This is a genomic window from Streptococcus sp. Marseille-Q5619 (genome assembly GCF_946901205.1).
In the GTDB taxonomy this organism is placed as follows: domain Bacteria; phylum Bacillota; class Bacilli; order Lactobacillales; family Streptococcaceae; genus Streptococcus.
This window is the reverse complement of sequence record NZ_CAMPPO010000005.1, coordinates 28,308-51,686: the sequence shown is the minus strand read 5'-3', so window position 1 is coordinate 51,686 and position 23,379 is coordinate 28,308. Positions and strand designations below refer to the sequence as shown.

Genomic DNA, 23,379 nt, shown 5'->3' with positions numbered 1-23,379 from the left:
GAGGAGGCGTCTGATGTTAATTGGTCAAAAAATTAAAGAGATTCGGATAGAAAAAGGAATTAGTCGTCCAGATTTTTGTGGAGATGAGCAAGAACTGACAGTTCGTCAACTGTCGCGAATTGAAAGTGGAGCTTCGCAACCGGGTTTGCCCAAGTTAGACTATATTGCTCGCCGTTTAGGAGTTCCAGCTTATAGCCTTATGCCGGATTTTTCAGCTCTTCCTCCTGCTTATTTAGAATTGAAATACCAGATTTTACGTGAACCAATCTATGGTAAAGAAGAGGAGTATGATAAGAAAGAAGCGTGTTTGGAAGAGATTTATAAAATATACTTTGATAATCTTCCTAAAGAAGAACAATTAGTATGTGAAGTATTGCAGGCGTGTTTAGATACTTCTAGAACTAGAAGGCCTGAATACGCAGAGTTAATACTTGAGGAACATATGCCTCAGATTATAGAAAAAGAAGCTTATTCAATAAATGATATGTTGTTGATTCGTTTGTTTTTTTATCAAATACTCATTAGAAAAGATCTTGCCAAATTTGTGAATCAAATCGAAAAGCTAATGTTCTTTCTTTTAGAACAGAAGAAGGTAACTCAATTAGAAAACTTCTTTATAATTAGAGATACTCTTATTTCAGGAATGTGTTGTCTTGAAAAGGTAGGAGTAACTGATTGTTTTAATGATTATCTATCGTGTTTACAAGAAATTATGGATAAAACTCAAGATTATCAAAAGAAACCTCTTGTATTTATGTTTTTGTGGAAGCAAGCATTAAGAGTAGAAAGAGATTTTAGTTTAGCTGAATCATTTTATCAGTCTTCTAAAACATTTGCGAAGCTAATTGGAGATGAATTTCTAGTAAAGAAATTGACAGAGGAATGGCAAGAGGATGTAAAAAAATATTTATAAATATCGTGAAGCAATGACAAAAATGTCCTTGTCCTCATATCAAAACAGTTCTAAAGTTCGTCTTTAGAACTGTTTTTTTAGATATAAGCCAAAAATAATATGAAATAGTTAGATTTTAAGGACATTGATGTCCTTGATAGTTCTTGAAAAAACGGATATAATATATTTGAAGATGTTGCTAGTAGAAAGAACTTAATAAACTTCTTAACATGGCAGTGACTGTGGTCGCCTTCTCACTAAGTGACCAAGTAACTTTTTGGAGGAAATGATGAAACGCTTATTTATTTTGATTTCAATGGTATTGGTATCGCTTTATATGGTGATAAATTCCGTTGATCATCGAGAAGAGATTTTATTTGGTAACTATCCCTCTGTTGATGTGATGGGTACTGGGCTAGACCAATCAGTAGCTGATCGAGAAAAACTGACAGAGACTTTGAGTCACTTGGCGGTAGAGCATAATAGTCTCATCGCCCGTCGAATCGTTGAGCCAAATGAAGCTGGAGAAACACGCTTTACCTATGCCACTTATGGTGAGGGAGAGCTTCCAGAAGGTCTGACCATTTCCTCCAAGGAGAGTGCAGAAACGAGTGATTTATTAGGGTCTTACTTGATTGTGTCAGGAAGTTTGGATGGAGTGAGCTTACAGACCACCTTGAAAGAACTTGGCTATCAAGGCTTTGTTTCGAATGGAGAAGATCCATTTTCGATAGTCTTACTATTGACGGCCACCCCTATGGTGCTACTGAGTCTAGCTATTTTTCTGCTGACCTTTATGAGTCTGACCCTGATTTATCGGATCAAGTCCCTTCGTCAGGCAGGGATTCGCTTAATCGCTGGTGAGAGCTTGTTTGGGGTTGCTCTCAGACCAGTGTTAGAAGATGTGAGACAGCTTATTTTCTCGGTGCTGGTATCCAGTCTTTTAGGATTGGGGATTCTCTGGTATCAAGGTGCCTTGTTTATGGCAACGGTGCAACTGGTCATCATTGCTCTTCTACTTTATGGATTGACCTTGGCCGGGATTTCTACCTTACTAAGTGTCGTCTATCTACTTGGTTTACAGGAAAATAGTCTGGTGGATCTATTGAAAGGGAAACTCCCTCTCAAACGTATGATGACATTGATGATGGTGGGGCAACTCTTAGCTGTATTGGTGGTCGGATCGAGTGCGACAGCTCTCCTCCCCAACTACCGTGAAATGCAGGAGATGGAGAAGGCAAGCGATAAATGGAGTCAGTCCTCAGATCGTTACCGTCTATCCTTTGGTTGGTCTAGTGCATTTGCCGATGAAGAAGGAATGCGTAAGGATAATCGTGAGTGGCAGACATTTACTGAAGAACGGTTAGCAAATACAGACTCTTTTTATATCATGAGCAATGTTGATAATTTCTCAGATGGAGCAGAAGTGGACCTAGATGGCAATCGTCTCAGTGACTACACACCGTCAGGGAATGTTATCTATGTCTCACCGCGCTATCTGATAGAAGAAAAGATTACCGTTTCTTCAGAGTTTATGGATAAGATGCAAAACTTGTCTGAGGGAGAGTTTGGGCTGATCTTGCCTGAGAGCTTGCGAGAGCAGTCTGCCTACTACCAAGGATTATTTACAGATTACCTGCAAAGATTTTCATCTGAAAGTGTAGAAGTGACGAGTCAGAAACACTACCTTCCACAGTTAAGGCTAGCTTTTACAGAAACAGGACAGGAACGCTTCCTCTATAACGATGGGTACAAGACGACACGCCAGTACCTAAAAGATCCGATTATTGTAATTCTAACGCCGCAAGCGACTGGAACAAGACCTGTTGCAGGGATGTTGTGGGGAACTACGGCTAATAGTGCCTTGAAACTAGATCGATATGGAGACAGCATCACAGCTCTAAAAGAGCAAGGTCTGTATCACAAGGTTTCTTACTTGGTAAAAAGCCAGCTATTTTTTGCCAAGGTACTAAATGACAAACGGGTGGAGTTTTACTCTCTCCTTATTGGGACGATTTTGACCCTGTCTACGGCTATCTTGTTATTTGATTCCATGAATCTTCTCTATTTTGAGCAGTTCAGACGGGAGCTTATGATTAAACGTCTTGCTGGTATGACAATCTATGAGCTTCATGGCAAGTACTTACTGGCGCAAGGAGGAGTTCTCTTGCTTGGTCTAATCCTATCTAGTGTTTTGACAGGAGATAGCTTGATTAGCGCTCTAGTTGTAGCTTTATTTACGCTTAACGCCCTCTTGATTTTAGTAAGGCAGGATAAAAAAGAAGAAGCTGGTAGCATGGCAGTATTGAAAGGAAAATAAGATGATTGATATTCAAGGATTGGAAAAGAAATTTAATGACCGCGCGATTTTCTCTGGTTTGAATCTCAAGCTGGAGAAGGGCAAGGTCTATGCCTTAATCGGGAAGAGTGGGAGCGGAAAGACGACGCTGCTGAATATCTTAGGAAAGCTAGAAAAGATAGATGGAGGAAGGGTTCTCTATCAGGGGAAAGATTTAAAAACCATTCCCACTCGTGAGTATTTTCGAGACCAGATGGGCTATCTCTTTCAAAATTTTGGCCTCTTAGAAAACCAATCAATCAAAGAGAATTTGGATTTGGGCTTTGTCGGTCAGAAAATTTCAAAAGTCGAACGTTTGGAAAGGCAAGTGGAGGCTTTAGAAAAAGTTAATCTAGGGTATTTGGATCTAGAACAAAAAATTTATACTTTATCTGGGGGAGAGGCTCAACGAGTTGCCCTTGCGAAGACTATTTTGAAAAATCCACCCTTGATTTTGGCAGATGAACCAACAGCAGCTCTTGATCCTGAAAATTCAGAGGAGGTTATGAATCTCTTGGTGGGATTGAAAGATGAAAATCGAATGATCATCATTGCGACCCATAATCCCCTAGTCTGGAATAAGGCCGATGAAATTATTGATATGAGGGAGCTTGCTCATGTGTGAAAAAATCCGTATTCGCAGGGTATCTGATTATCCGAGTGCCAGAGGTGGTTTAGAAGATATTCTCATCATGGAAAACATGACCAATCATCTTCTTTTAGTTCAAATCCGAGTGAATGGCTATTTGCTTGATTTTGCTAGCATTGAAGTGCAAAGACAAAAGCATTATCGTTTGAAAAATTTACCTCAAACGGTTGAACTGACAGTGGATGATGTGGAGGAGGATGTAGATTTGACCCTACCCGAAAATCGAAGTTATCAGGAAGCTGATTTTTTTGATACTCAATGAAAATCAAAGAGCAAACTAGGAAGCTAGCCGCAGGCTGTACTTGAGTACGGCAAGGTGAAGCTGACGTGGTTTGAAGAGATTTTCGAAGAGTATGAACGGATGTTTCGAGAGAAGCGCTAATTCCCCCTTTAAAGATTTTCAAGACTATCTTTCTTCATGAGGGAAGATAGTTTTTTGGTATGATTTTCACCCCCAAAATACAAGGGGAATGTGTTACAATAGTAGTAACAGATAATAGAAAAGAGAATAGATGAGAATTGCAGATTATAGCGTGACCAAGGCAGTGCTGGAGCGTCACGGTTTTACCTTTAAAAAGTCTTTCGGGCAAAACTTCTTGACGGATACCAATATCCTACAAAAAATCGTGGATACGGCTGAGATTGATGACCAAGTTAATGTCATTGAAATTGGCCCAGGTATTGGTGCCTTGACGGAGTTTTTGGCTGAGCGTGCAGCAGAGGTCATGGCTTTTGAAATCGACCACCGTTTGGTACCGATTTTGGCAGATACCTTGCGTGATTTTGATAATGTGACCGTAGTCAACGAGGATATTCTCAAGGTAGACTTGGCGCAACATATCCAGAATTTCAAAAATCCTGACCTGCCAATCAAGGTAGTGGCTAATTTGCCTTACTACATCACAACGCCTATTCTCATTCACTTGATTGAGAGTGGCATTCCTTTTAGTGAGTTTGTCGTCATGATGCAAAAAGAAGTGGCAGATCGTATCTCAGCCCAACCGAATACCAAGGCTTATGGTAGCTTGTCGATTGCGGTTCAGTACTACATGACAGCCAAGGTTGCCTTTATCGTACCTCGTACGGTCTTTGTGCCAGCGCCAAACGTGGACTCAGCCATCTTGAAAATGGTGCGTCGTCCAGAGCCAGCTGTAGCAGTAGAAGACGAGAACTTCTTCTTTAAGGTTTCCAAGGCAAGTTTCACTCATCGTCGCAAGACCTTATGGAATAACTTGACAGGTTACTTTGGCAAGACTGAGGAAGTCAAGGACAAGCTGACCAAGGCCTTGGACCAAGCAGGTTTGTCACCAAGTGTACGTGGGGAAGCTCTCAGCTTGGAAGAATTTGCCAGCCTAGCAGACGCACTTAAAGGGCAAGGACTCTAAGATGCAGGGACAAATTATTAAAGCCTTGGCAGGCTTCTACTATGTAGAGAGTGATGGTCAGGTCTATCAAACACGGGCGCGTGGGAATTTCCGTAAAAAAGGGCATACCCCTTACGTTGGGGACTGGGTAGATTTCTCTGCCGAGGAAAACTCTGAGGGATATATCCTTAAGATTCATGAACGCAAAAACAGTCTAGTCCGTCCGCCTATTGTTAATATTGATCAAGCTGTAGTAATCATGTCCGTCAAGGAACCTGATTTTAACAGCAATTTGCTGGATCGTTTCTTGGTTCTTTTGGAGCATAAGGGTATTCATCCCATCGTCTATATTTCTAAAATGGATTTGTTGGAAGACGGGGGAGAACTGGATTTTTACCAGCAGACCTATGGTGACATCGGCTATGACTTTGTGACCAGCAAAGAGGAACTCCTGCCTTTATTAACAGGTAAGGTTACAGTTTTTATGGGGCAGACAGGTGTTGGGAAATCAACTCTTCTCAATAAAATCGCACCAGATCTCAATCTTGAAACAGGAGAAATTTCAGACAGTCTGGGTCGCGGGCGCCACACTACTCGAGCAGTTAGTTTTTACAATCTTAATGGGGGTAAAATCGCAGATACACCAGGCTTTTCATCACTGGATTATGAAGTAACAACGGCTGAAGACCTCAATCAGGCCTTCCCAGAGATTGCTACTGTCAGTCGAGACTGTAAATTCCGTACTTGTACCCATACCCACGAGCCGTCCTGTGCAGTGAAGCCAGCAGTCGACGAGGGAGTCATCGCGTCCTTCCGTTTTGACAACTACCTGCAATTCCTCAGTGAGATTGAAAATCGCAGAGAAACCTATAAAAAAGTCAGCAAAAAAATTCCAAAATAAGGAGAAACCTATGTCTCAATACAAGATTGCTCCGTCAATTCTGGCAGCAGATTATGCCAACTTTGAACGTGAAATCAAACGCCTAGAAGCAACAGGGGCAGAATATGCCCATATTGATATTATGGACGGTCATTTTGTGCCACAAATCAGTTTTGGTGCGGGTGTGGTCGAGAGTCTTCGTCCTCATAGTAAGATGGTTTTCGATTGCCACTTGATGGTAGCTAATCCTGAGCATCATTTAGAGGATTTTGCGCGTGCAGGTGCGGATATCATCAGCATTCATGTGGAAGCGACACCTCATATTCATGGCGCCCTCCAAAAAATTCGCTCACTCGGTGTCAAGCCATCAGTTGTCATCAATCCTGGTACGCCTGTCGAGGCGATTAAGCATGTCCTTCACCTAGTTGACCAAGTTTTAGTCATGACAGTTAACCCAGGCTTTGGTGGGCAAGCCTTTCTACCTGAAACCATGGATAAGGTCCGTGAGTTGGTTGCACTTCGTAAGGAAAAAGGTTTGAAATTTGAGATTGAAGTGGATGGCGGGATTGATGATCAAACTATTGCCCAAGCCAAAGAAGCTGGTGCGACAGTTTTTGTAGCAGGTTCCTATGTCTTTAAGGGAGATGTCAATGAGCGAGTACAAACTCTCAGAAAACAACTGGACTAAGGTTGCCGTTTTTGCAGGCGGAGACCGTGGTCATTATCGGACGGACTTTGATGCTTTTGTTGGTGTGGATCGAGGCTCGCTCTGGGTCTTGGAAGAAGACTTGCCTCTTGCTCTAGCAGTTGGAGATTTTGATTCTGTGACCGAAGAAGAGCGACAGGTGATTCAAAAACGTGCCCAGCATTTTGTCCAAGCAAGACCAGAAAAAGATGATACCGATTTGGAGTTGGCTCTCTTAACCATCTTTGAGAAAAATCCTCAGGCTGAGGTCACTATTTTCGGTGCCTTGGGTGGTCGTATTGATCATATGCTGGCTAACGTCTTTCTGCCTAGCAATCCCAGGTTGGCACCTTATATGCGCCAGATAGAAATTGAGGATGGGCAAAATTTGATTGCCTATTGTCCAGAAGGGACCAGTCAGCTTCAACCTCGTTCAGACTACGACTATCTTGCCTTTATGCCAGTTCGGGATAGCCAGCTGACTATTCTCGGTGCTAAGTATGAGTTGACAGAGGAAAATTTTTTCTTTAAAAAAGTGTACGCTTCTAACGAATATATAGATAGGGAAGTGTCAGTGACTTGCCCAGATGGCTATGTGGTTGTGCTGCATAGTAAGGACAGGAGGTAGGATGGAAAGTTTACTTGTTCTATTATTGATTGCCAACCTAGCTGGACTCTTTCTGATTTGGCAGAGGCAGGATAAGCAGGAAAAACATCTCAGTAAGAGCTTGGAGGATCAGGCAGATCACTTGTCAGACCAGTTGGACTACCGCTTTGAACAAGCCAGGCAAGCCAGCCAGCTAGATCAAAAAGATTTGGAAGTGGCTGTCAGTGACCGTTTGCAAGAGGTGAGAATAGAATTGCACCAAGGTCTGACGCAAGTCCGTCAAGAAATGACTGAGAATCTCCTCCAAACCAGGGATAAGACTGACCAACGTCTCCAAGCTTTACAGGAATCCAATGAGCAACGTTTGGAACAAATGCGCCAGACGGTCGAGGAAAAGTTAGAAAAGACCTTGCAGACACGCTTGCAGGCTTCCTTTGAGACAGTTTCCAAACAACTGGAGTCGGTCAATCGTGGCCTTGGAGAAATGCAGACAGTTGCCCGCGATGTCGGAACCCTCAACAAGGTTCTCTCTGGAACCAAGACGCGAGGGATTCTTGGAGAATTGCAACTGGGGCAAATCATCGAAGACATCATGACACCTGCCCAGTACGAACGAGAATATGCAACGGTTGAAAACTCCAGTGAACGAGTGGAGTATGCCATCAAGCTGCCTGGACAGGGTGACCTGGAATATGTCTACTTACCGATTGACTCCAAGTTTCCACTGGCAGATTATTACCGCTTGGAAGAAGCCTATGAAGCTGGTGACAAGGATGAGATTGAACGCTGTCGCAAGTCACTCCTAGCAAGCGTCAAGCGCTTTGCCAAGGATATCAGGAACAAGTACATAGCACCACCTCGGACGACCAATTTTGGAGTCTTGTTTGTTCCAACAGAAGGTCTCTACTCAGAAATTGTCCGAAATCCGGTCTTCTTTGATGATTTGAGACGGGAGGAGCAGATTATTGTCGCAGGGCCAAGTACCCTGTCAGCTCTCCTCAATTCCCTATCAGTTGGATTCAAAACTCTCAATATCCAAAAGAGTGCCGACCATATCAGTAAGACCCTTGCCAGCGTCAAGACGGAGTTTGGCAAGTTTGGTGGTATTCTGGTCAAGGCACAAAAGCATCTCCAACATGCCTCTGGCAATATTGATGAATTATTAAACCGTCGCACCACAGCTATCGAGCGGACGCTCCGTCACATTGAGTTGTCAGAAGGTGAGCCTGCGCTTGATTTACTCCATTTCCAAGAAAATGAGGAAGAATATGAAGATTAGTCACATGAAAAAAGATGAGCTGTTTGAAGGCTTTTACCTAATCAAGTCAGCTGACCTGAGGCAAACTCGAGCTGGGAAAAACTACCTAGCCTTTACCTTCCAAGATGATAGTGGCGAGATTGATGGGAAACTCTGGGATGCCCAACCTCATAATATTGAGGCCTTTACCGCAGGTAAGGTTGTCCACATGAAAGGGCGCCGAGAAGTTTATAACAACACTCCACAGGTCAATCAAATCACCCTACGCTTGCCTCAACCTGGCGAACCAAATGACCCAGCTGATTTCAAGGTCAAGTCGCCAGTTGATGTCAAGGAAATTCGTGACTACATGTCGCAAATGATTTTCAAAATAGAAAATCCTGTCTGGCAACGAATTGTCCGAAATCTTTACACCAAGTACGATAAGGAATTCTATTCTTATCCAGCAGCCAAGACCAACCACCATGCCTTTGAAACGGGTTTGGCTTTCCACACTGCAACCATGGTGCGTTTGGCAGATGCTATTAGCGAAGTCTATCCTCAGCTCAATAAGAGCCTGCTCTATGCGGGGATTATGCTGCATGACTTGGCTAAGGTCATCGAGTTGACTGGACCAGACCAGACTGAGTATACAGTACGAGGTAATCTCCTTGGGCATATTGCTCTAATTGATAGCGAAATTACTAAGACAGTGATGGAACTCGGTATCGATGATACCAAGGAAGAAGTCGTTCTGCTTCGTCATGTCATCCTCAGTCACCACGGCTTACTTGAGTATGGAAGCCCAGTCCGTCCACGCATTATGGAAGCAGAGATTATCCATATGATTGACAATCTGGATGCAAGCATGATGATGATGTCAACAGCTCTTGCTTTGGTGGATAAAGGAGAGATGACCAATAAAATCTTCGCTATGGATAATCGTTCCTTCTATAAACCAGATTTAGATTAATAATTTAAGAAAAATGAGCATTTTTTAGGATAAGAATGTTCGTTTTTTTATGTGAATATGGTATAATAAATAAAAGACAAAAATGAATACTCTTCAAAAATCTCTTCAAACTAGGGTAGCATCGCCTTGTCGTATGTATATATACATGTATATTACAGGAATTGTCAGTTCTATCGACAATCTCAAAACAGTGTTTTGAACCACCAGCGACCAGCTTTCTAGTTTGCTTTTTGATTTTTTGAATAAAAATGGAATAGGAAATAGAAATGAAATTAAGAAGAAGTGATCGGATGGTTGTCATTTCCAACTATTTGATTAATAATCCTTATAAACTAACTAGTCTCAATACTTTTGCTGAAAAGTATGAATCTGCTAAATCATCCATATCAGAAGATATCGTCATTATCAAACGAGCCTTTGAGGAAATCGAAATTGGTCACATCCAGACTGTAACTGGGGCTGGCGGAGGTGTTGTCTTTACACCGTCTATTTCGAGTCAGGATGCTAAGGAAATGGTTGAAGACTTGTGTGCCAAGTTGTCAGAAAGTGACCGTATCTTGCCAGGTGGTTACATCTACCTGTCTGATTTGCTTAGCACACCAGCCATCTTGAAAAATATTGGTCGCATTATTGCCAAGAGCTTTATGGACCAAAAGATTGACGCGGTTATGACAGTAGCGACTAAGGGGGTTCCACTTGCAAATGCAGTTGCCAATGTCCTCAATGTTCCCTTTGTCATTGTGCGCCGTGACTTGAAAATTACCGAAGGTTCAACTGTTAGCGTCAACTATGTTTCAGGTTCAAGTGGTGACCGCATTGAGAAAATGTTCCTTTCAAAACGTAGTCTCAAGGCAGGCAGCCGTGTCTTGATTGTGGATGACTTCTTGAAAGGTGGCGGAACTGTCAATGGGATGATCAGCCTCTTGCGTGAGTTTGATTCAGAATTGGCAGGTGTAGCGGTCTTTGCGGATAATGCTCAAGAAGAACGCGAAAAGCAGTTTGACTACAAGTCACTCTTGAAGGTAACCAATATTGATGTCAAGAACCAAGCTATCGATGTTGAGGTTGGCAATATCTTTGACGAAGATAAATAAGAGATAGAACTAGAGGTTGGAACGATTGTCCCAGCCTTTCTTTGCAAATAGAATAGAAGGAAACTTATGAAAACACCATTTATCAATAAAGAAGACTTAGAAGCGATTGTTGCCGAGTTCCCGACTCCTTTTCACTTGTATGATGAGAAGGGAATTCGTGAGAAGGCAAGAGCCGTCAATCAATCCTTTTCGTGGAACAAGGGCTTTAAGGAATATTTTGCAGTTAAGGCTACTCCAACACCAGCTATTTTAAAAATTCTCCAAGAGGAAGGCTGTGGTGTGGACTGCTCTAGTTATGTAGAGCTTTTGATGAGTCATAAACTGGATTTCTCTGGTTCTGAGATTATGTTCTCTTCTAACAACACGCCAGACAAGGAATACGCCTATGCGCGTGAATTGGGTGCGACCATTAACTTGGATGCCTTTGAAGATATTGAACATCTGGAGAGAGCAGCAGGCATTCCAGAAATCATCTCATGTCGTTACAATCCTGGAGGCGTTTTTGAACTGGGAACAGACATCATGGACAATCCTGGAGAAGCCAAGTTTGGCATGACCAAGGATCAGCTCTTTGAAGCTTTTGCCATCTTGAAGGAAAAAGGAGCCAAGACTTTTGGGATTCACTCCTTCCTAGCGTCCAATACCGTGATCCATCTCTATTATCCAGAGTTGGCGCGTCAGCTCTTTGAATTGGCTGTTGAAATCAAAGAAAAGTTGGGCATTTCGCTAGACTTTATCAATCTTTCTGGCGGTATTGGTGTCAATTATCGTCCTGAGCAGGAGCCGAACGATATCGCCTTGATTGGTGAGGGAGTTCGTAAGGTGTATGAAGAGGTTCTTACGCCAGCAGGTCTTGATCAGGTTAAGATTTTTACTGAATTGGGTCGTTTTATGTTAGCCCCTCATGGAGCTTTAGTCACAAGAGTCACTCATAAGAAGGAAACCTACCGTACCTATCTCGGTGTGGATGCATCAGCAGTCAACCTCATGCGTCCAGCTATGTACGGAGCCTACCATCATATTACTAACGTGACCCATCCAGATGGACTAGCTGAAGTGGTAGATGTGGTCGGCTCACTCTGCGAAAACAATGATAAATTTGCAGTCAATCGCGAACTGCCTCATACAGAAATCGGTGATTTGCTGGTCATTCATGATACAGGTGCTCACGGATTTTCAATGGGCTACCAGTACAATGCCAAACTTCGTTCTGCAGAAATCCTCTATACCGAAGAAGGTAAGGCCCGTCAAATTCGCCGAGCAGAGCGCCCTGAGGACTACTTTGCAACCTTGTATGGTTTTGATTTTGAAGAAGAATCTGAGAATAGATTGAAAATGAAATTGAAAAACAGCTTGCTTTCTAAAAAATAGGCAAAAACCTTGTTTTTCCTTCAAGTCGTGATATAATAAAACTATAAAACGTTTTCAAGGAAGGTAACGATATGTCTGAAGAAACAATTGATTATGGACAAGTGACAGGAATGGTGCATTCGACAGAAAGTTTTGGGGCGGTAGATGGCCCTGGTATTCGCTTTATTGTCTTTTTGCAGGGCTGTCACATGCGTTGCCAGTATTGCCATAACCCAGATACTTGGGCTATGGAATCCAATAAATCACGTGAACGGACGGTAGATGATGTCTTGACAGAAGCCTTGCGCTACCGCGGTTTCTGGGGAGACAAGGGAGGAATCACTGTCAGTGGGGGAGAAGCCCTCTTGCAAATTGATTTCTTGATTGCCCTCTTTACCAAGGCCAAGGAAAAAGGAATCCACTGTACCTTGGACACCTGTGCCCTTCCTTTCCGTAATAAACCACGTTACCTTGAAAAGTTTGACAAACTCATGGCTGTCACTGACTTGGTTCTCTTGGATATCAAGGAAATCAACGAAGAACAGCACAAGATTGTTACTAGCCAAACCAATAAAAACATTCTGGCTTGTGCCCAGTATCTATCAGATATTGGAAAACCTGTCTGGATTCGCCACGTGCTAGTTCCAGGTTTGACAGACAGAGATGATGACTTGATTGAACTTGGTAAGTTCGTCAAGACCCTCAAAAATGTTGATAAGTTTGAAATTCTACCTTATCACACCATGGGAGAATTCAAATGGCGTGAATTGGGAATTCCTTATTCACTCGAAGGGGTTAAACCACCGACAGCAGACCGCGTCAAGAACGCTAAACAACTCATGGATACCGAAAGTTACCAAGACTATATGAAACGTGTACATGGATAAAAAGAAGCCTGATGGAAACATCGGGCTTTTGATACTCAATGAAAATCAAAGAGCAAACTAGGAAGCTAGCCGCAGGTTGCTCAAAGCACTGCTTTGAGGTTGTAGATAGAACTGACGAAGTTAGCTCAAAACACTGTTTTGAGGTTGTGAATAGAACTGACGAAGTCAGTAACCATACGTACGGCAAGGCGAAGCTGACGTGGTTTGAAGAGATTTTCGAAGAGTATGACTTGCAAAAAAGACTTAGCAAATCAGCTAAGCCTTTTTCTTCTTATCTCGAACGTTGTTTTCCAGCGTTGCGATTTTTGTGTTTTTTCTTGCTTGTGATAGCAGTTGGTTGTTCAGGGGTAACGTCTTTTCGTCCACTTGGTTTAGAGAAAGCACTTGCTTTTGGTGGGTTCTTGGCCAGTTCTTCACGGACTTTTTTGCGAAGTTTTGGACGAACGATATAGTTGACGATAAACTGTTGGAGAATCATCATGAAACCACCGACAACCCAGTAAAGTGTGACACTGGCTGGTGAAATGAGGGAGAAGCCGGCAATCATGACTGGGCTCACGTAAGCCATTTTCTTGATTTGATCTCTTTGCGTTTCATCCTCTACTCCGTGAAGTGAAAGGAGTGATTGAAGATAGTAAAGGACACCAGCGCAGGCAGCTAAAATCATACTTGGAGAGCCTAGAGGAATTCCTAGGTAGCTTGCTTGAGCAACCCCTTCAGTATGTTGGGCAGCAAAGTAAATTGCAGAGAAGAAAGGCATTTGAAGGAGGAGAGGGAAACATCCTACACCACCAAACATGCTGATGCCGTGCTCTTTTTGAGCAGCAAAGAGAGCTTGTTGGGCTTCGAGTTTTTCTTCTTGAGTAGTTGCTTCTTTGAGACGCGTTTGGTGTGGCTCAAGGACGTGCTTGAGGGCGTTCATCTTTTCAGAGTGAAGCGTTGCCTTCCATGATTGGTAGATACCAAGTGGCAAGATAATCAAGCGCACGATAATGGTTACGATAATGATAGCGACACCAAAGCCTAGACCTTTATCATTGGCGAAGTACTTGATAGCTTCAGCCATAGGCGCTCCGAAAGTATTCCAAATGACTCCTGTTGGCTGACCTGTGGTTTTATCGACGCTAACACAGCCAGTTAAGACTAGCAACATAGCCACTCCCATAGCCGAGAGTGCAAAACGTTTAATAGATTTCACTGTTTTTATTCCTTCTTTAAAAATTATACCTTTCTATTCTACTGTTTTTTTACAAAATATACAATAGTTCTGGAGACCTAATTTGCGATTTTAAAGTCAGAGTAGGGAGGAAAGTTGCTTAGTTTGACATCTAAATAGCTGACTTTTGAAAAAGGTGTGGGTCCTTTGCGGATTTCTTGGATAAATTTTGCTATGATAGCAGATGAGTCTGCTTGGGCTAAGATTTCGACTGTGCCATCGTCGTTATTCCATACCCGACCTGTGATGCCACCAATTTCAAGTGCCAAGCTGTAAACACCCCAACGAAAGCCGACTCCTTGCACCCTACCTTGGGCAATCATTCTAACCTTTTGCATACCAAACCCCTTTGATTGTGTTATAATATTTCTATGACTATTATAACCTCAAAAGCCAATTCTGTGGTAAAAAATGCCAAGAAATTACACCAAAAAAAATACCGCAAGTCTGCTTATTTGATTGAAGGCTGGCACTTGTTTGAAGAAGCTGTTCAAGCTGGAGTGACGATTGAGAAAATCTTTGCCCTAGAAAATTACCGAGATCAGTTAGTTGCTTTTCCGCAAACTGTCTGGGTGTCAGAGGATATTTTGCTAGATTTGGCGGATTCTCAGACTCCACAGGGAATTGTTGCCGTGGTTCAAAAAGAAGAAGTAGGACAAGTTGATTTGAGTCAGGGCAAGTTCTTGTTTTTGGAAGATGTGCAAGATCCTGGTAATGTGGGAACTATCATTCGAACTGCAGATGCAGCAGGTTTTACTGGAGTGATTGTTTCAGAAAAGTCGGCAGATATCTTTAGTCTCAAGACTCTACGTTCCATGCAAGGCAGTCATTTTCATCTGCCCATTTACCGGATGTCTAGTCAAGCGCTTCTTAAGGAAACCAAAGAGGTAGCTATCCCAGTGCTAGCAACAACCCTATCTAAAGATTCTGTTGATTACAGAGAACTGCCTTCTATAGAAAATTTTGTACTAGTCATGGGAAATGAGGGTCAAGGAATTAGTCCCCTTATGGCTGAAAGTGCAGACCAGTTGGTCCATATTAGCATGAAGGGGCAGGCCGAGAGTTTGAATGTTGCGGTTGCAGCCGGTATTTTAGTCTTCCATTTAAGTTAATTTTAACTTTTTTTGCTATAATCAAGGAAAGATGTTCATAGAAAAGGAGAAAAGGATGAATCACACTATTATTCACGACCGCGCAGGTCTCAATCAATTTTACGCTAAGGTTTATGCCTTTGTTGGTCTGGGAATCGGACTATCCGCTTTGGTATCAGGCCTTATGTTGACGGTCTTTCAATCTCAGTTGGTTTACTTTTTGATGCAGGGGCGTCTCTGGTTGACCATTGCTACTTTTGCAGAGTTGGCCTTAGTTTTCGTTGCCAGTAGCATGGCTTCAAGAAATAGTCCAGCGGCTCTTCCAGTATTTTTACTTTACTCAGTATTAAACGGCTTTACCCTCAGTTTTGTGGTGGCTTTCTATACTCCAGGTACAGTTTTATCTGCCTTTGTATCAAGCGCCCTTCTCTTCTTTGTCATGGCGGCAGTTGGTATGTTCACTAAGAAAGATTTGAGTGGGATTGGTCGAGCGATGATGGCAGCTCTCATTGGTTTACTGATTGCTATGGTAGTCAATATTTTCTTGGCTAGTGGTTTCTTTGATTATATGATTAGCGTGGCCATGGTCTTGGTCTTCTCAGGGTTGATTGCTTGGGATAACCAAAAGATTCGCCTTGCTTATGAACAATCACAAGGTCGTGTAGCGACAGGTTGGGTTGTGTCAATGGCTCTCAGCATCTATCTTGATTTTATCAATCTTTTCCTAAGTATTCTACGTATCTTCGGTCGCAATGACTAAAAGGTCTATGAAATCAGTGTTTTGAGTGACACTGATTTTTTTAAATTTTCTCTTTTCTTTTCTTGGAAATAGGTGTATAATGCTTTTAACTAATTTTTGAGGAGTAGTTTATGAAGAAAAGTTTTATCCATCAACAAGAAGAAATTTCCTTTGTCAAAAACACTTTTACCCAGTATTTGAAAGATAAGTTAGAAGTTGTCGAAGTTCAAGGTCCTATCTTGAGCAGGGTCGGCGACGGGATGCAGGACAACTTATCAGGTGTTGAGAATGCCGTATCGGTCAAGGTTCTCCAAATCCCTGATGCTACTTATGAAGTGGTGCATTCGCTTGCAAAATGGAAACGCCATACCTTGGCTCGTTTTGGTTTCGGTGAAGGTGAAGGTCTTTTCGTCCACATGAAGGCCCTTCGTCCGGACGAAGACTCGTTGGATGCGACCCACTCTGTTTATGTTGACCAGTGGGACTGGGAGAAAGTTATCCCAAATGGTAAACGGAATATCGCTTATCTAAAAGAAACAGTTGAGAAGATTTACAAGGCTATTCGCCTGACTGAGCTAGCTGTTGAAGCCCGTTATGACATCGAGTCTATCTTGCCAAAACAAATCACCTTTATCCACACAGAAGAGTTGGTAGAACGCTACCCAGACTTGACTTCAAAAGAGCGTGAAAATGAGATCTGTAAAGAATTTGGTGCCGTCTTTTTGATCGGTATCGGTGGCGAGTTGCCAGACGGTAAACCGCACGATGGACGTGCACCAGACTACGATGACTGGACAAGTGAGTCTGAAAATGGCTACAAGGGTCTAAATGGTGATATTCTTGTCTGGAATGAGTCTCTGGGTGGAGCCTTTGAGTTGTCCTCTATGGGAATCCGTGTAGATGAAGAAACGCTTCGCCGTCAGGTCGCCATCACAGGTGATGAAGACCGCTTGGAATTGGAATGGCACAAGGCTTTGTTGAATGGCCTATTCCCATTGACAATCGGTGGAGGAATTGGACAATCTCGTATGGCCATGTTCCTACTTCGCAAGAAACACATCGGAGAGGTGCAAACAAGTGTTTGGCCTCAAGAAGTTCGCGATACTTACGAAAATATTTTGTAGAGAATCGAACCGCAAGGTTCGGTTTTCTTTCTCTTTTCGCCTATAATTTGGTATAATAAACGGTATGAAAATCGTATCAGGAATCTATGGGGGACGTCCCCTTAAGACACTAGAAGGTAAGACGACAAGACCAACTTCGGATAAGGTTAGGGGAGCTATTTTTAACATGATTGGTCCCTACTTTGAAGGGGGACGCGTCTTAGACCTTTATGCAGGTAGTGGTGGTTTATCTATCGAGGCAGTATCGCGTGGCATGTCCAGCGCTGTTTTGGTGGAACGAGACCGTAAGGCTCAGGCTATCGTAGCTGAAAATATTCAGATGACCAAGGAAGTTGGAAAATTTCAACTCCTCAAGATGGATGCAGAAAGGGCATTGGAACAGGTATCTGGGGAATTTGACCTCATTTTCTTAGACCCTCCTTATGCCAAGGAACAAATCGTAGCAGATATTGAAAAAATGGCTGAGAGGGAGCTTTTTTCTGAAGATGTCATGGTCGTGTGTGAGACGGATAAGGCCGTTGAACTTCCAGAAGAAATTGCCTGCCTGGGCATCTGGAAGGAAAAGATTTATGGAATTAGTAAGGTGACAGTCTATGTCAGATAAGATTGGCTTATTCACAGGCTCATTTGATCCGATGACAAATGGGCATCTGGATATGATTGAACGGGCTAGCAAACTCTTTGATAAGCTCTATGTCGGTATTTTTTTTAATCCCCACAAACAGGGATTTCTCCCTATCGAAAATCGTAAACGGGGGTTAGAAAAGGCTGTGAAACATTTGGAAAATGTTGAAGTTGTGTCTTCTCATGATGAATTGGTGGTTGATGTCGCAAAAAGACTGGGAGCTACTTGCCTGGTGCGGGGTTTGAGGAATGCGGTGGATTTGCAATATGAAGCCAGTTTTGATTACTACAACCATCAGCTGTCTCCTGATATGGAGACTATTTATTTACATAGCCGACCTGAACATCTCTATATCAGTTCATCCGGTGTTAGAGAGCTTTTGAAGTTTGGTCAGGATGTTGCCTGCTATGTTCCTGAGAGTATTTTGGAGGAAATAAGAAATGAAAAAAAAGATTAGATGGCCCTTATATGTCATTGCGGCCTTGATTGTGACCTTCTTGGCATTTGTAGTGCCCTTGCCATACTATATAGAGGTTCCAGGTGGTTCGGAAGATATTCGCCAAGTCCTCAAAATCAATGACACAGAAGATCAGGCGGCTGGTGCCTATCACTTTGTTACGGTTGGTGTCCAGCATGCCACATTAGCTCATATGGTTTATGCTTGGTTGACGCCTTTTACAGATATTCGTAGTGCCCAGGAGACCACAGGTGGTTCTTCCGATGTTGAATTTATGCGGATCAATCAATTCTACATGCAGACATCGCAAAATATGGCCAAGTATCAAGGGCTAAAAACAGCTGGTAAGGATATTGAACTTAAATACCTTGGGGTTTATGTCTTGACTGTGACGGATAATTCGACCTTTAAAGGGATTCTCAACATCTCCGATACGGTCACAGCAGTCAATGATCAAACCTTTGACAGTTCCAAAGACTTGATTGATTACGTCAATTCTCAAAAACTAGGGGACTCCGTCAAGGTCACCTATGAAGAGGATGGGCAAACCAAGTCCGCAGAAGGTAAGATTATCACCTTGGAAAATGGCAAAAATGGAATTGGAATCGGCTTGATTGACCGTACAGAAGTAACCAGTGATGTCCCAATTCGCTTTTCAACAGCTGGTATCGGCGGACCAAGTGCTGGTCTCATGTTTAGTCTGGCCATCTATACCCAAATAGCTGACCCAGGTCTTCGTAATGGTCGTATCGTTGCTGGTACAGGAACCATTGACCGTGATGGGAATGTGGGGGACATTGGAGGTATTGATAAGAAAGTTGTAGCTTCGGCTAGAGAAGGTGCCGCGATTTTCTTTGCCCCTGATAACCCTGTTAGCGAAGAAGAACAAAAAGCACACCCGGATGCAAAAAACAACTACCAAACAGCCCTAGAAGCAGCCAAAACAATCAAGACAGATATGAAAATCGTGCCTGTTAAAACCCTACAAGATGCAATTGATTACTTGAAAAACAATCCCTAATTTTTGAGTGAAGTTTCCAAACTAGCGCACAAACAGAGAAGATGGTATAATAGTCAAATGGTTCAATTATTATTCACTCTAAGCAGTCATATGCTCTTTATTTATGTGAGTTTTTATCTTTTAAAGGATCTTGTTAGATGGGAAAAGGTTTTAAAAGTGACAGCTGAGAATACAAGAAAAGTCCGTTTATTGATAGCTCTTTTCAGTATTGTCATGGGCTACATCCTGAGTTCTTTCTTTATCAGCCTATATCAGTTGTGGCAAGAAGCGCTTAGAGGATTATTATAAAATCAAGAGTAAAGGAAACGAGTATGGACAAAATTGTGGTTCAAGGTGGGGATAATCGTCTGGTAGGAAGTGTAACCATCGAAGGAGCAAAGAATGCAGTCTTGCCCTTGTTGGCAGCGACTATTCTAGCAAGTGAAGGAAAGACAGTCTTACAGAATGTACCGATCTTGTCGGATGTCTTTATTATGAATCAGGTGGTTGGTGGTTTGAATGCCAAGGTTGACTTTGATGAGGAAGCCCATCTTGTTGAGGTGGATGCTACTGGCGACATCACTGAGGAAGCCCCTTATAAGTATGTCAGCAAGATGCGCGCATCCATCGTTGTTTTGGGGCCAATCCTTGCCCGTGTAGGTCATGCCAAGGTATCCATGCCAGGCGGTTGTACGATTGGTAGTCGCCCTATCGATCTTCATTTGAAAGGTCTGGAAGCTATGGGGGCTAAGATAAGCCAGACTGCTGGTTATATCGAAGCCAAGGCAGAACGCTTACATGGTGCCCATATCTATATGGACTTTCCAAGTGTTGGTGCTACGCAGAACTTGATGATGGCAGCGACTCTGGCTGATGGTGTGACAGTGATTGAAAATGCTGCGCGTGAGCCTGAGATTGTCGACCTAGCCATTCTCCTCAATGAAATGGGAGCCAAGGTCAAAGGGGCTGGTACAGAGACTATTACCATTACTGGTGTTGAGAAACTTCATGGTACGACTCACAATGTAGTCCAAGACCGTATCGAAGCAGGAACCTTTATGGTAGCTGCTGCCATGACTGGTGGTGATGTCTTGATTCGAGACGCTGTTTGGGAGCACAACCGTCCCTTGATTGCCAAATTGCTTGAAATGGGAGTGGAAGTGACAGAGGAGACTGAAGGAATTCGTGTTCGTTCTCAACTAGAAAATCTAAAAGCTGTTCATGTAAAAACCTTGCCCCACCCAGGATTTCCAACAGATATGCAGGCTCAATTTACAGCCTTGATGACAGTCGCAAAAGGCGAATCAACCATGGTGGAGACAGTTTTCGAAAATCGTTTCCAACACCTAGAAGAAATGCGACGCATGGGCTTGCACTCGGAAATTATCCGTGATACAGCTCGTATTGTTGGTGGACAGGCTTTGCAGGGAGCAGAAGTTCTTTCAACTGACCTTCGTGCCAGTGCAGCCTTGATTTTGACAGGTTTGGTAGCACAGGGAGAAACTGTGGTCGGTAAATTGGTTCACTTGGATAGAGGTTACTACCGATTCCATGAGAAGTTGGAGCAGCTAGGTGCTAAGATTCAGCGGATTGAGGCAAGTGATGAAGAAGAATAAGAAATCAAGCTACGTAATCAAGCGTTTACTTTTAGTTATTTTGGTACTGATTTTAGGGCTTCTAGCCCTAGGAATCGGCTTAATGGTCGGCTATGGAATCTTGGGCAAGGGTCAAGATCCATGGGCTATCCTGTCTCCAGCAAAATGGCAGGAATTGATTCATAAATTTACAGGAAATTAGGCTGGGAGACCAGTCTTTTTCTAAAGATAAGGAGAAATATGAACAAAAAAACAAGACAGACACTAATCGGACTGCTAGTGTTATTGCTCTTATCTACAGGGAGCTATTATATTAAGCAGAATGAACTAGGCAATCAGGCTGCTAAGACAAAAATAAGTCAGAAAAGTCAATCACCAGACGCGCCTGGTCAAGAATTGGCAGAAAGCGTCTTAACAGATGCAGTCAAAAGCCAAATAAAAGGGAGTCTTGAGTGGAACGGGGCTGGTGCTTTTATCGTCAATGGTAATAAAACAAACCTAAATGCCAAGGTTTCAAGTAAGCCCTACGCTGATAATAAAACAAAGACAGTGGGCAAGGAAACCGTACCAACCGTAGCTAATGCGCTCTTGTCTAAGGCCACTCGCCAGTACAAGAATCGTGAAGAAACTGGGAATGGTTCGACATCTTGGACTCCTCCAGGTTGGCATCAGGTCAAGAATCTAAAGGGCTCTTATACCCATGCGGTCGATAGAGGTCACTTGTTAGGCTATGCCTTAATCGGTGGCTTGGATGGTTTTGATGCCTCGACAAGCAATCCTAAAAACATTGCTGTTCAAACAGCCTGGGCAAATCAGGCGCAAGCCGAGGATTCGACTGGTCAAAACTACTATGAAAGCAAGGTGCGTAAAGCCTTGGACCAAAACAAGCGTGTCCGTTACCGTGTAACCCTTTACTACGCTTCAAACGAGGATTTAGTTCCCTCAGCTTCACAGATTGAAGCCAAGTCTTCGGATGGAGAATTGGAATTTAATGTCCTAGTTCCCAATGTTCAAAAAGGGCTTCAACTGGATTACCGAACTGGAGAAGTCACTGTTACTCAGTAAAATACAAAATAAACTCCTATGTCACTTGTGAATGTAGGAGTTCTTTTTTGGACAATTTAAGTAGAACTAGAATAGACACTGAGAAAAAATAATATGTACTGAGCTAATTTTTGTGATATAATAAGTGACAAGATACTATTTTAGGAGAAGAACTATGGAAGACCCAAGTAGTCAGAATTTGTTGCTACAATTTGTTTTATTGTTTATCTTGACGGTATTAAATGCCTTTTTCTCAGCCACAGAAATGGCCATGGTTTCTCTTAACCGTGCGCGGGTTGAACAAAAGGCGGAAGAAGGAGACAGACGCTACATCCGCCTGCTGAAGGTACTAGAAAATCCTAACCACTTTTTATCAACCATTCAGGTAGGAATCACCCTGATTACAATCTTATCAGGGGCGAGTTTAGCTGATACTCTAGGACGTGTGATTGCCTCTTGGCTTGGGAATGGCGAAACAGCACAAGCCGTGGCAACTTTTCTATCCTTGGCATTTTTGACCTATATTTCCATCGTTTTTGGGGAATTATATCCTAAGAGAATCGCTCTTAATCTAAAGGATGCCTTGGCGATTCGTACAGCGCCGGTTATCATTGGGATCGGAAAACTAGTCAGTCCTTTTGTTTGGCTTTTAGCTGCTTCGACCAATTTCTTGAGCCATTTGACTCCTATGTCATTCGATGATGCAGATGAAAAAATGACCCGTGATGAAATTGCCTATATGCTGACAAATAGTGAAGAAACATTGGATGCTGATGAGATTGAGATGCTACAAGGTGTCTTTTCGCTCGATGAACTGATGGCGCGAGAGGTTATGGTTCCTCGAACGGATGCCTTTATGGTGGATATTCAGGATGATAGTCAAGCCATTATCCAAAGTATTTTAAAACAAAATTATTCTCGTATCCCGGTTTATGATGGGGATAAGGACAATGTGATTGGCATCATTCACACCAAGAGTCTCCTTAAGGCTGGTTTTGTGGACGGTTTTGATAATATTGTTTGGAAGAAAATCTTACAAGATCCACTTTTTGTTCCTGAAACCATTTTTGTGGATGACTTGTTAAAAGAATTGCGAAATACCCAAAGACAAATGGCAATCTTGCTGGATGAATACGGTGGGATGGCTGGTTTGGTGACCTTGGAAGACCTTTTAGAGGAAATTGTTGGTGAAATTGATGATGAAACGGACAAAGCAGCAATAGATGTTCATCATATTGGCGAGGATACCTACATTGTTCAAGGAACTATGACCCTCAATGATTTCAATAATTACTTTGATGTTGAACTGGAAAGTGATGACGTTGATACCATCGCTGGTTATTATTTGACAGGAATTGGAACCATTCCAACGACTGAAAAACTCAGTTATGAATTAGTCAGCCAAAACAAACAGCTTATCCTAACCAATGATAAGGTGAAAAATGGACGTGTTACCAAGGTAAAAGTCCAAATTACAGAAGTCGAAATAGAAGAAGAAACAGAGTAAACTAGAGGCTTTTGTCACCAGGCGT

26 protein-coding genes are annotated in these 23,379 nt (G+C 42.6%); 24 read left to right on the top strand and 2 right to left on the bottom strand.

Annotation, left to right across the window (positions count from 1 at the left end; genetic code table 11):
- The first annotated feature begins 13 nt into the window (after positions 1-13).
- The 13 genes from OC530_RS07915 (at position 14) to pflA (ending at position 12,956) form a co-directional block, all read left to right on the top strand.
- The gene (locus OC530_RS07915) at positions 14-913 is read left to right on the top strand and encodes an XRE family transcriptional regulator (RefSeq protein WP_262081049.1); all 900 of its coding nucleotides are present in this window, start codon (positions 14-16) and stop codon (positions 911-913) included.
- A 268-nt stretch (positions 914-1,181) separates the two neighbouring features.
- Positions 1,182-3,212, top strand: a complete 2,031-nt coding sequence (locus OC530_RS07910; protein ID WP_262081048.1) for a bacteriocin-associated integral membrane family protein — start codon at positions 1,182-1,184, stop codon at positions 3,210-3,212.
- Position 3,213: 1 nt separating this feature from the next.
- On the top strand, positions 3,214-3,855 hold the full coding sequence (locus tag OC530_RS07905) for an ABC transporter ATP-binding protein (RefSeq protein WP_000565529.1): 642 nt from the start codon (positions 3,214-3,216) through the stop codon (positions 3,853-3,855).
- Entirely contained in the window at positions 3,848-4,141 is a 294-nt protein-coding gene (locus OC530_RS07900; protein WP_171039689.1) for a hypothetical protein, read from the top strand. Before OC530_RS07905 ends, OC530_RS07900 begins: the two co-directional genes overlap by 8 nt.
- A 250-nt stretch (positions 4,142-4,391) precedes the next feature.
- Positions 4,392-5,264 (top strand): 16S rRNA (adenine(1518)-N(6)/adenine(1519)-N(6))-dimethyltransferase RsmA, encoded by an 873-nt coding sequence (rsmA, locus tag OC530_RS07895; protein ID WP_172930845.1) that lies wholly within the window; start codon positions 4,392-4,394, stop codon positions 5,262-5,264.
- Between the two features lies 1 nt (position 5,265).
- A complete protein-coding gene (gene rsgA / locus OC530_RS07890; RefSeq protein WP_164226878.1) occupies positions 5,266-6,144 on the top strand; it encodes a ribosome small subunit-dependent GTPase A in 879 nt (292 codons plus the stop codon).
- A gap of 10 nt (positions 6,145-6,154) precedes the next feature.
- Positions 6,155-6,811 (top strand): ribulose-phosphate 3-epimerase, encoded by a 657-nt coding sequence (gene rpe / locus OC530_RS07885; RefSeq protein ID WP_262081047.1) that lies wholly within the window; start codon positions 6,155-6,157, stop codon positions 6,809-6,811.
- The gene (locus tag OC530_RS07880) at positions 6,774-7,436 is read left to right on the top strand and encodes a thiamine diphosphokinase (RefSeq protein WP_050390951.1); all 663 of its coding nucleotides are present in this window, start codon (positions 6,774-6,776) and stop codon (positions 7,434-7,436) included. The genes rpe and OC530_RS07880 overlap by 38 nt, the downstream gene beginning before the upstream one ends.
- 1 nt (position 7,437) lies before the next feature.
- A complete protein-coding gene (rmuC, locus tag OC530_RS07875; protein WP_262081046.1) occupies positions 7,438-8,694 on the top strand; it encodes a DNA recombination protein RmuC in 1,257 nt (418 codons plus the stop codon).
- The gene (locus tag OC530_RS07870) at positions 8,684-9,625 is read left to right on the top strand and encodes a 3'-5' exoribonuclease YhaM family protein (protein ID WP_262081045.1); all 942 of its coding nucleotides are present in this window, start codon (positions 8,684-8,686) and stop codon (positions 9,623-9,625) included. Before rmuC ends, OC530_RS07870 begins: the two co-directional genes overlap by 11 nt.
- 266 nt (positions 9,626-9,891) lie before the next feature.
- Positions 9,892-10,719, top strand: a complete 828-nt coding sequence (purR, locus tag OC530_RS07865) for a pur operon repressor (protein ID WP_262081044.1) — start codon at positions 9,892-9,894, stop codon at positions 10,717-10,719.
- Between the two features lie 66 nt (positions 10,720-10,785).
- Positions 10,786-12,090 carry a diaminopimelate decarboxylase gene (locus OC530_RS07860; RefSeq protein ID WP_262081043.1) on the top strand — a complete coding sequence of 435 codons (1,305 nt, stop codon included), beginning with the start codon at positions 10,786-10,788 and terminating at the stop codon, positions 12,088-12,090.
- Between the two features lie 71 nt (positions 12,091-12,161).
- Complete coding sequence (pflA, locus tag OC530_RS07855; RefSeq protein ID WP_049496248.1) at positions 12,162-12,956, top strand: pyruvate formate-lyase-activating protein; 795 nt, start codon at positions 12,162-12,164, stop codon at positions 12,954-12,956.
- Between the two features lie 271 nt (positions 12,957-13,227).
- Here the strand turns inward: pflA and yidC are convergent, their stop codons facing one another.
- A complete protein-coding gene (yidC, locus tag OC530_RS07850) occupies positions 13,228-14,154 on the bottom strand; it encodes a membrane protein insertase YidC (protein ID WP_173269945.1) in 927 nt (308 codons plus the stop codon).
- 77 nt (positions 14,155-14,231) lie between these two features.
- Positions 14,232-14,510 (bottom strand): acylphosphatase, encoded by a 279-nt coding sequence (locus tag OC530_RS07845; protein ID WP_262081042.1) that lies wholly within the window; start codon positions 14,508-14,510, stop codon positions 14,232-14,234.
- A gap of 33 nt (positions 14,511-14,543) precedes the next feature.
- Here OC530_RS07845 and OC530_RS07840 point away from each other — a divergent pair, with 33 nt between their 5' ends.
- From OC530_RS07840 to OC530_RS07790, 11 genes are all read left to right on the top strand, one after another.
- Positions 14,544-15,284: an RNA methyltransferase gene (locus OC530_RS07840; protein WP_049512948.1), complete on the top strand. Its 741-nt coding sequence runs from the start codon at positions 14,544-14,546 to the stop codon at positions 15,282-15,284.
- 55 nt (positions 15,285-15,339) lie between these two features.
- Positions 15,340-16,023 (top strand): Bax inhibitor-1/YccA family protein, encoded by a 684-nt coding sequence (locus tag OC530_RS07835; RefSeq protein ID WP_049512950.1) that lies wholly within the window; start codon positions 15,340-15,342, stop codon positions 16,021-16,023.
- A gap of 110 nt (positions 16,024-16,133) precedes the next feature.
- Positions 16,134-17,126, top strand: a complete 993-nt coding sequence (gene asnA, locus OC530_RS07830) for an aspartate--ammonia ligase (protein WP_261060068.1) — start codon at positions 16,134-16,136, stop codon at positions 17,124-17,126.
- Between the two features lie 64 nt (positions 17,127-17,190).
- Entirely contained in the window at positions 17,191-17,730 is a 540-nt protein-coding gene (gene rsmD / locus OC530_RS07825; RefSeq protein WP_000706954.1) for a 16S rRNA (guanine(966)-N(2))-methyltransferase RsmD, read from the top strand.
- Entirely contained in the window at positions 17,720-18,208 is a 489-nt protein-coding gene (coaD, locus tag OC530_RS07820) for a pantetheine-phosphate adenylyltransferase (protein ID WP_261060069.1), read from the top strand. Before rsmD ends, coaD begins: the two co-directional genes overlap by 11 nt.
- Complete coding sequence (locus OC530_RS07815) at positions 18,192-19,229, top strand: SepM family pheromone-processing serine protease (protein WP_261060070.1); 1,038 nt, start codon at positions 18,192-18,194, stop codon at positions 19,227-19,229. The genes coaD and OC530_RS07815 overlap by 17 nt, the downstream gene beginning before the upstream one ends.
- Before the next feature lie 57 nt (positions 19,230-19,286).
- A complete protein-coding gene (locus OC530_RS07810; protein ID WP_261060071.1) occupies positions 19,287-19,517 on the top strand; it encodes a DUF1146 family protein in 231 nt (76 codons plus the stop codon).
- A 23-nt stretch (positions 19,518-19,540) separates the two neighbouring features.
- Positions 19,541-20,824, top strand: coding sequence for a UDP-N-acetylglucosamine 1-carboxyvinyltransferase (murA, locus tag OC530_RS07805; protein WP_262081041.1), 1,284 nt, complete (start codon positions 19,541-19,543; stop codon positions 20,822-20,824).
- Complete coding sequence (locus tag OC530_RS07800) at positions 20,811-21,005, top strand: DNA-directed RNA polymerase subunit beta (RefSeq protein WP_050236587.1); 195 nt, start codon at positions 20,811-20,813, stop codon at positions 21,003-21,005. The genes murA and OC530_RS07800 overlap by 14 nt, the downstream gene beginning before the upstream one ends.
- Positions 21,006-21,043: 38 nt before the next feature.
- The gene (locus OC530_RS07795; RefSeq protein ID WP_262081040.1) at positions 21,044-21,868 is read left to right on the top strand and encodes a DNA/RNA non-specific endonuclease; all 825 of its coding nucleotides are present in this window, start codon (positions 21,044-21,046) and stop codon (positions 21,866-21,868) included.
- A gap of 154 nt (positions 21,869-22,022) precedes the next feature.
- The gene (locus OC530_RS07790; protein ID WP_262081039.1) at positions 22,023-23,354 is read left to right on the top strand and encodes a hemolysin family protein; all 1,332 of its coding nucleotides are present in this window, start codon (positions 22,023-22,025) and stop codon (positions 23,352-23,354) included.
- The last annotated feature ends 25 nt before the right edge of the window (positions 23,355-23,379 follow it).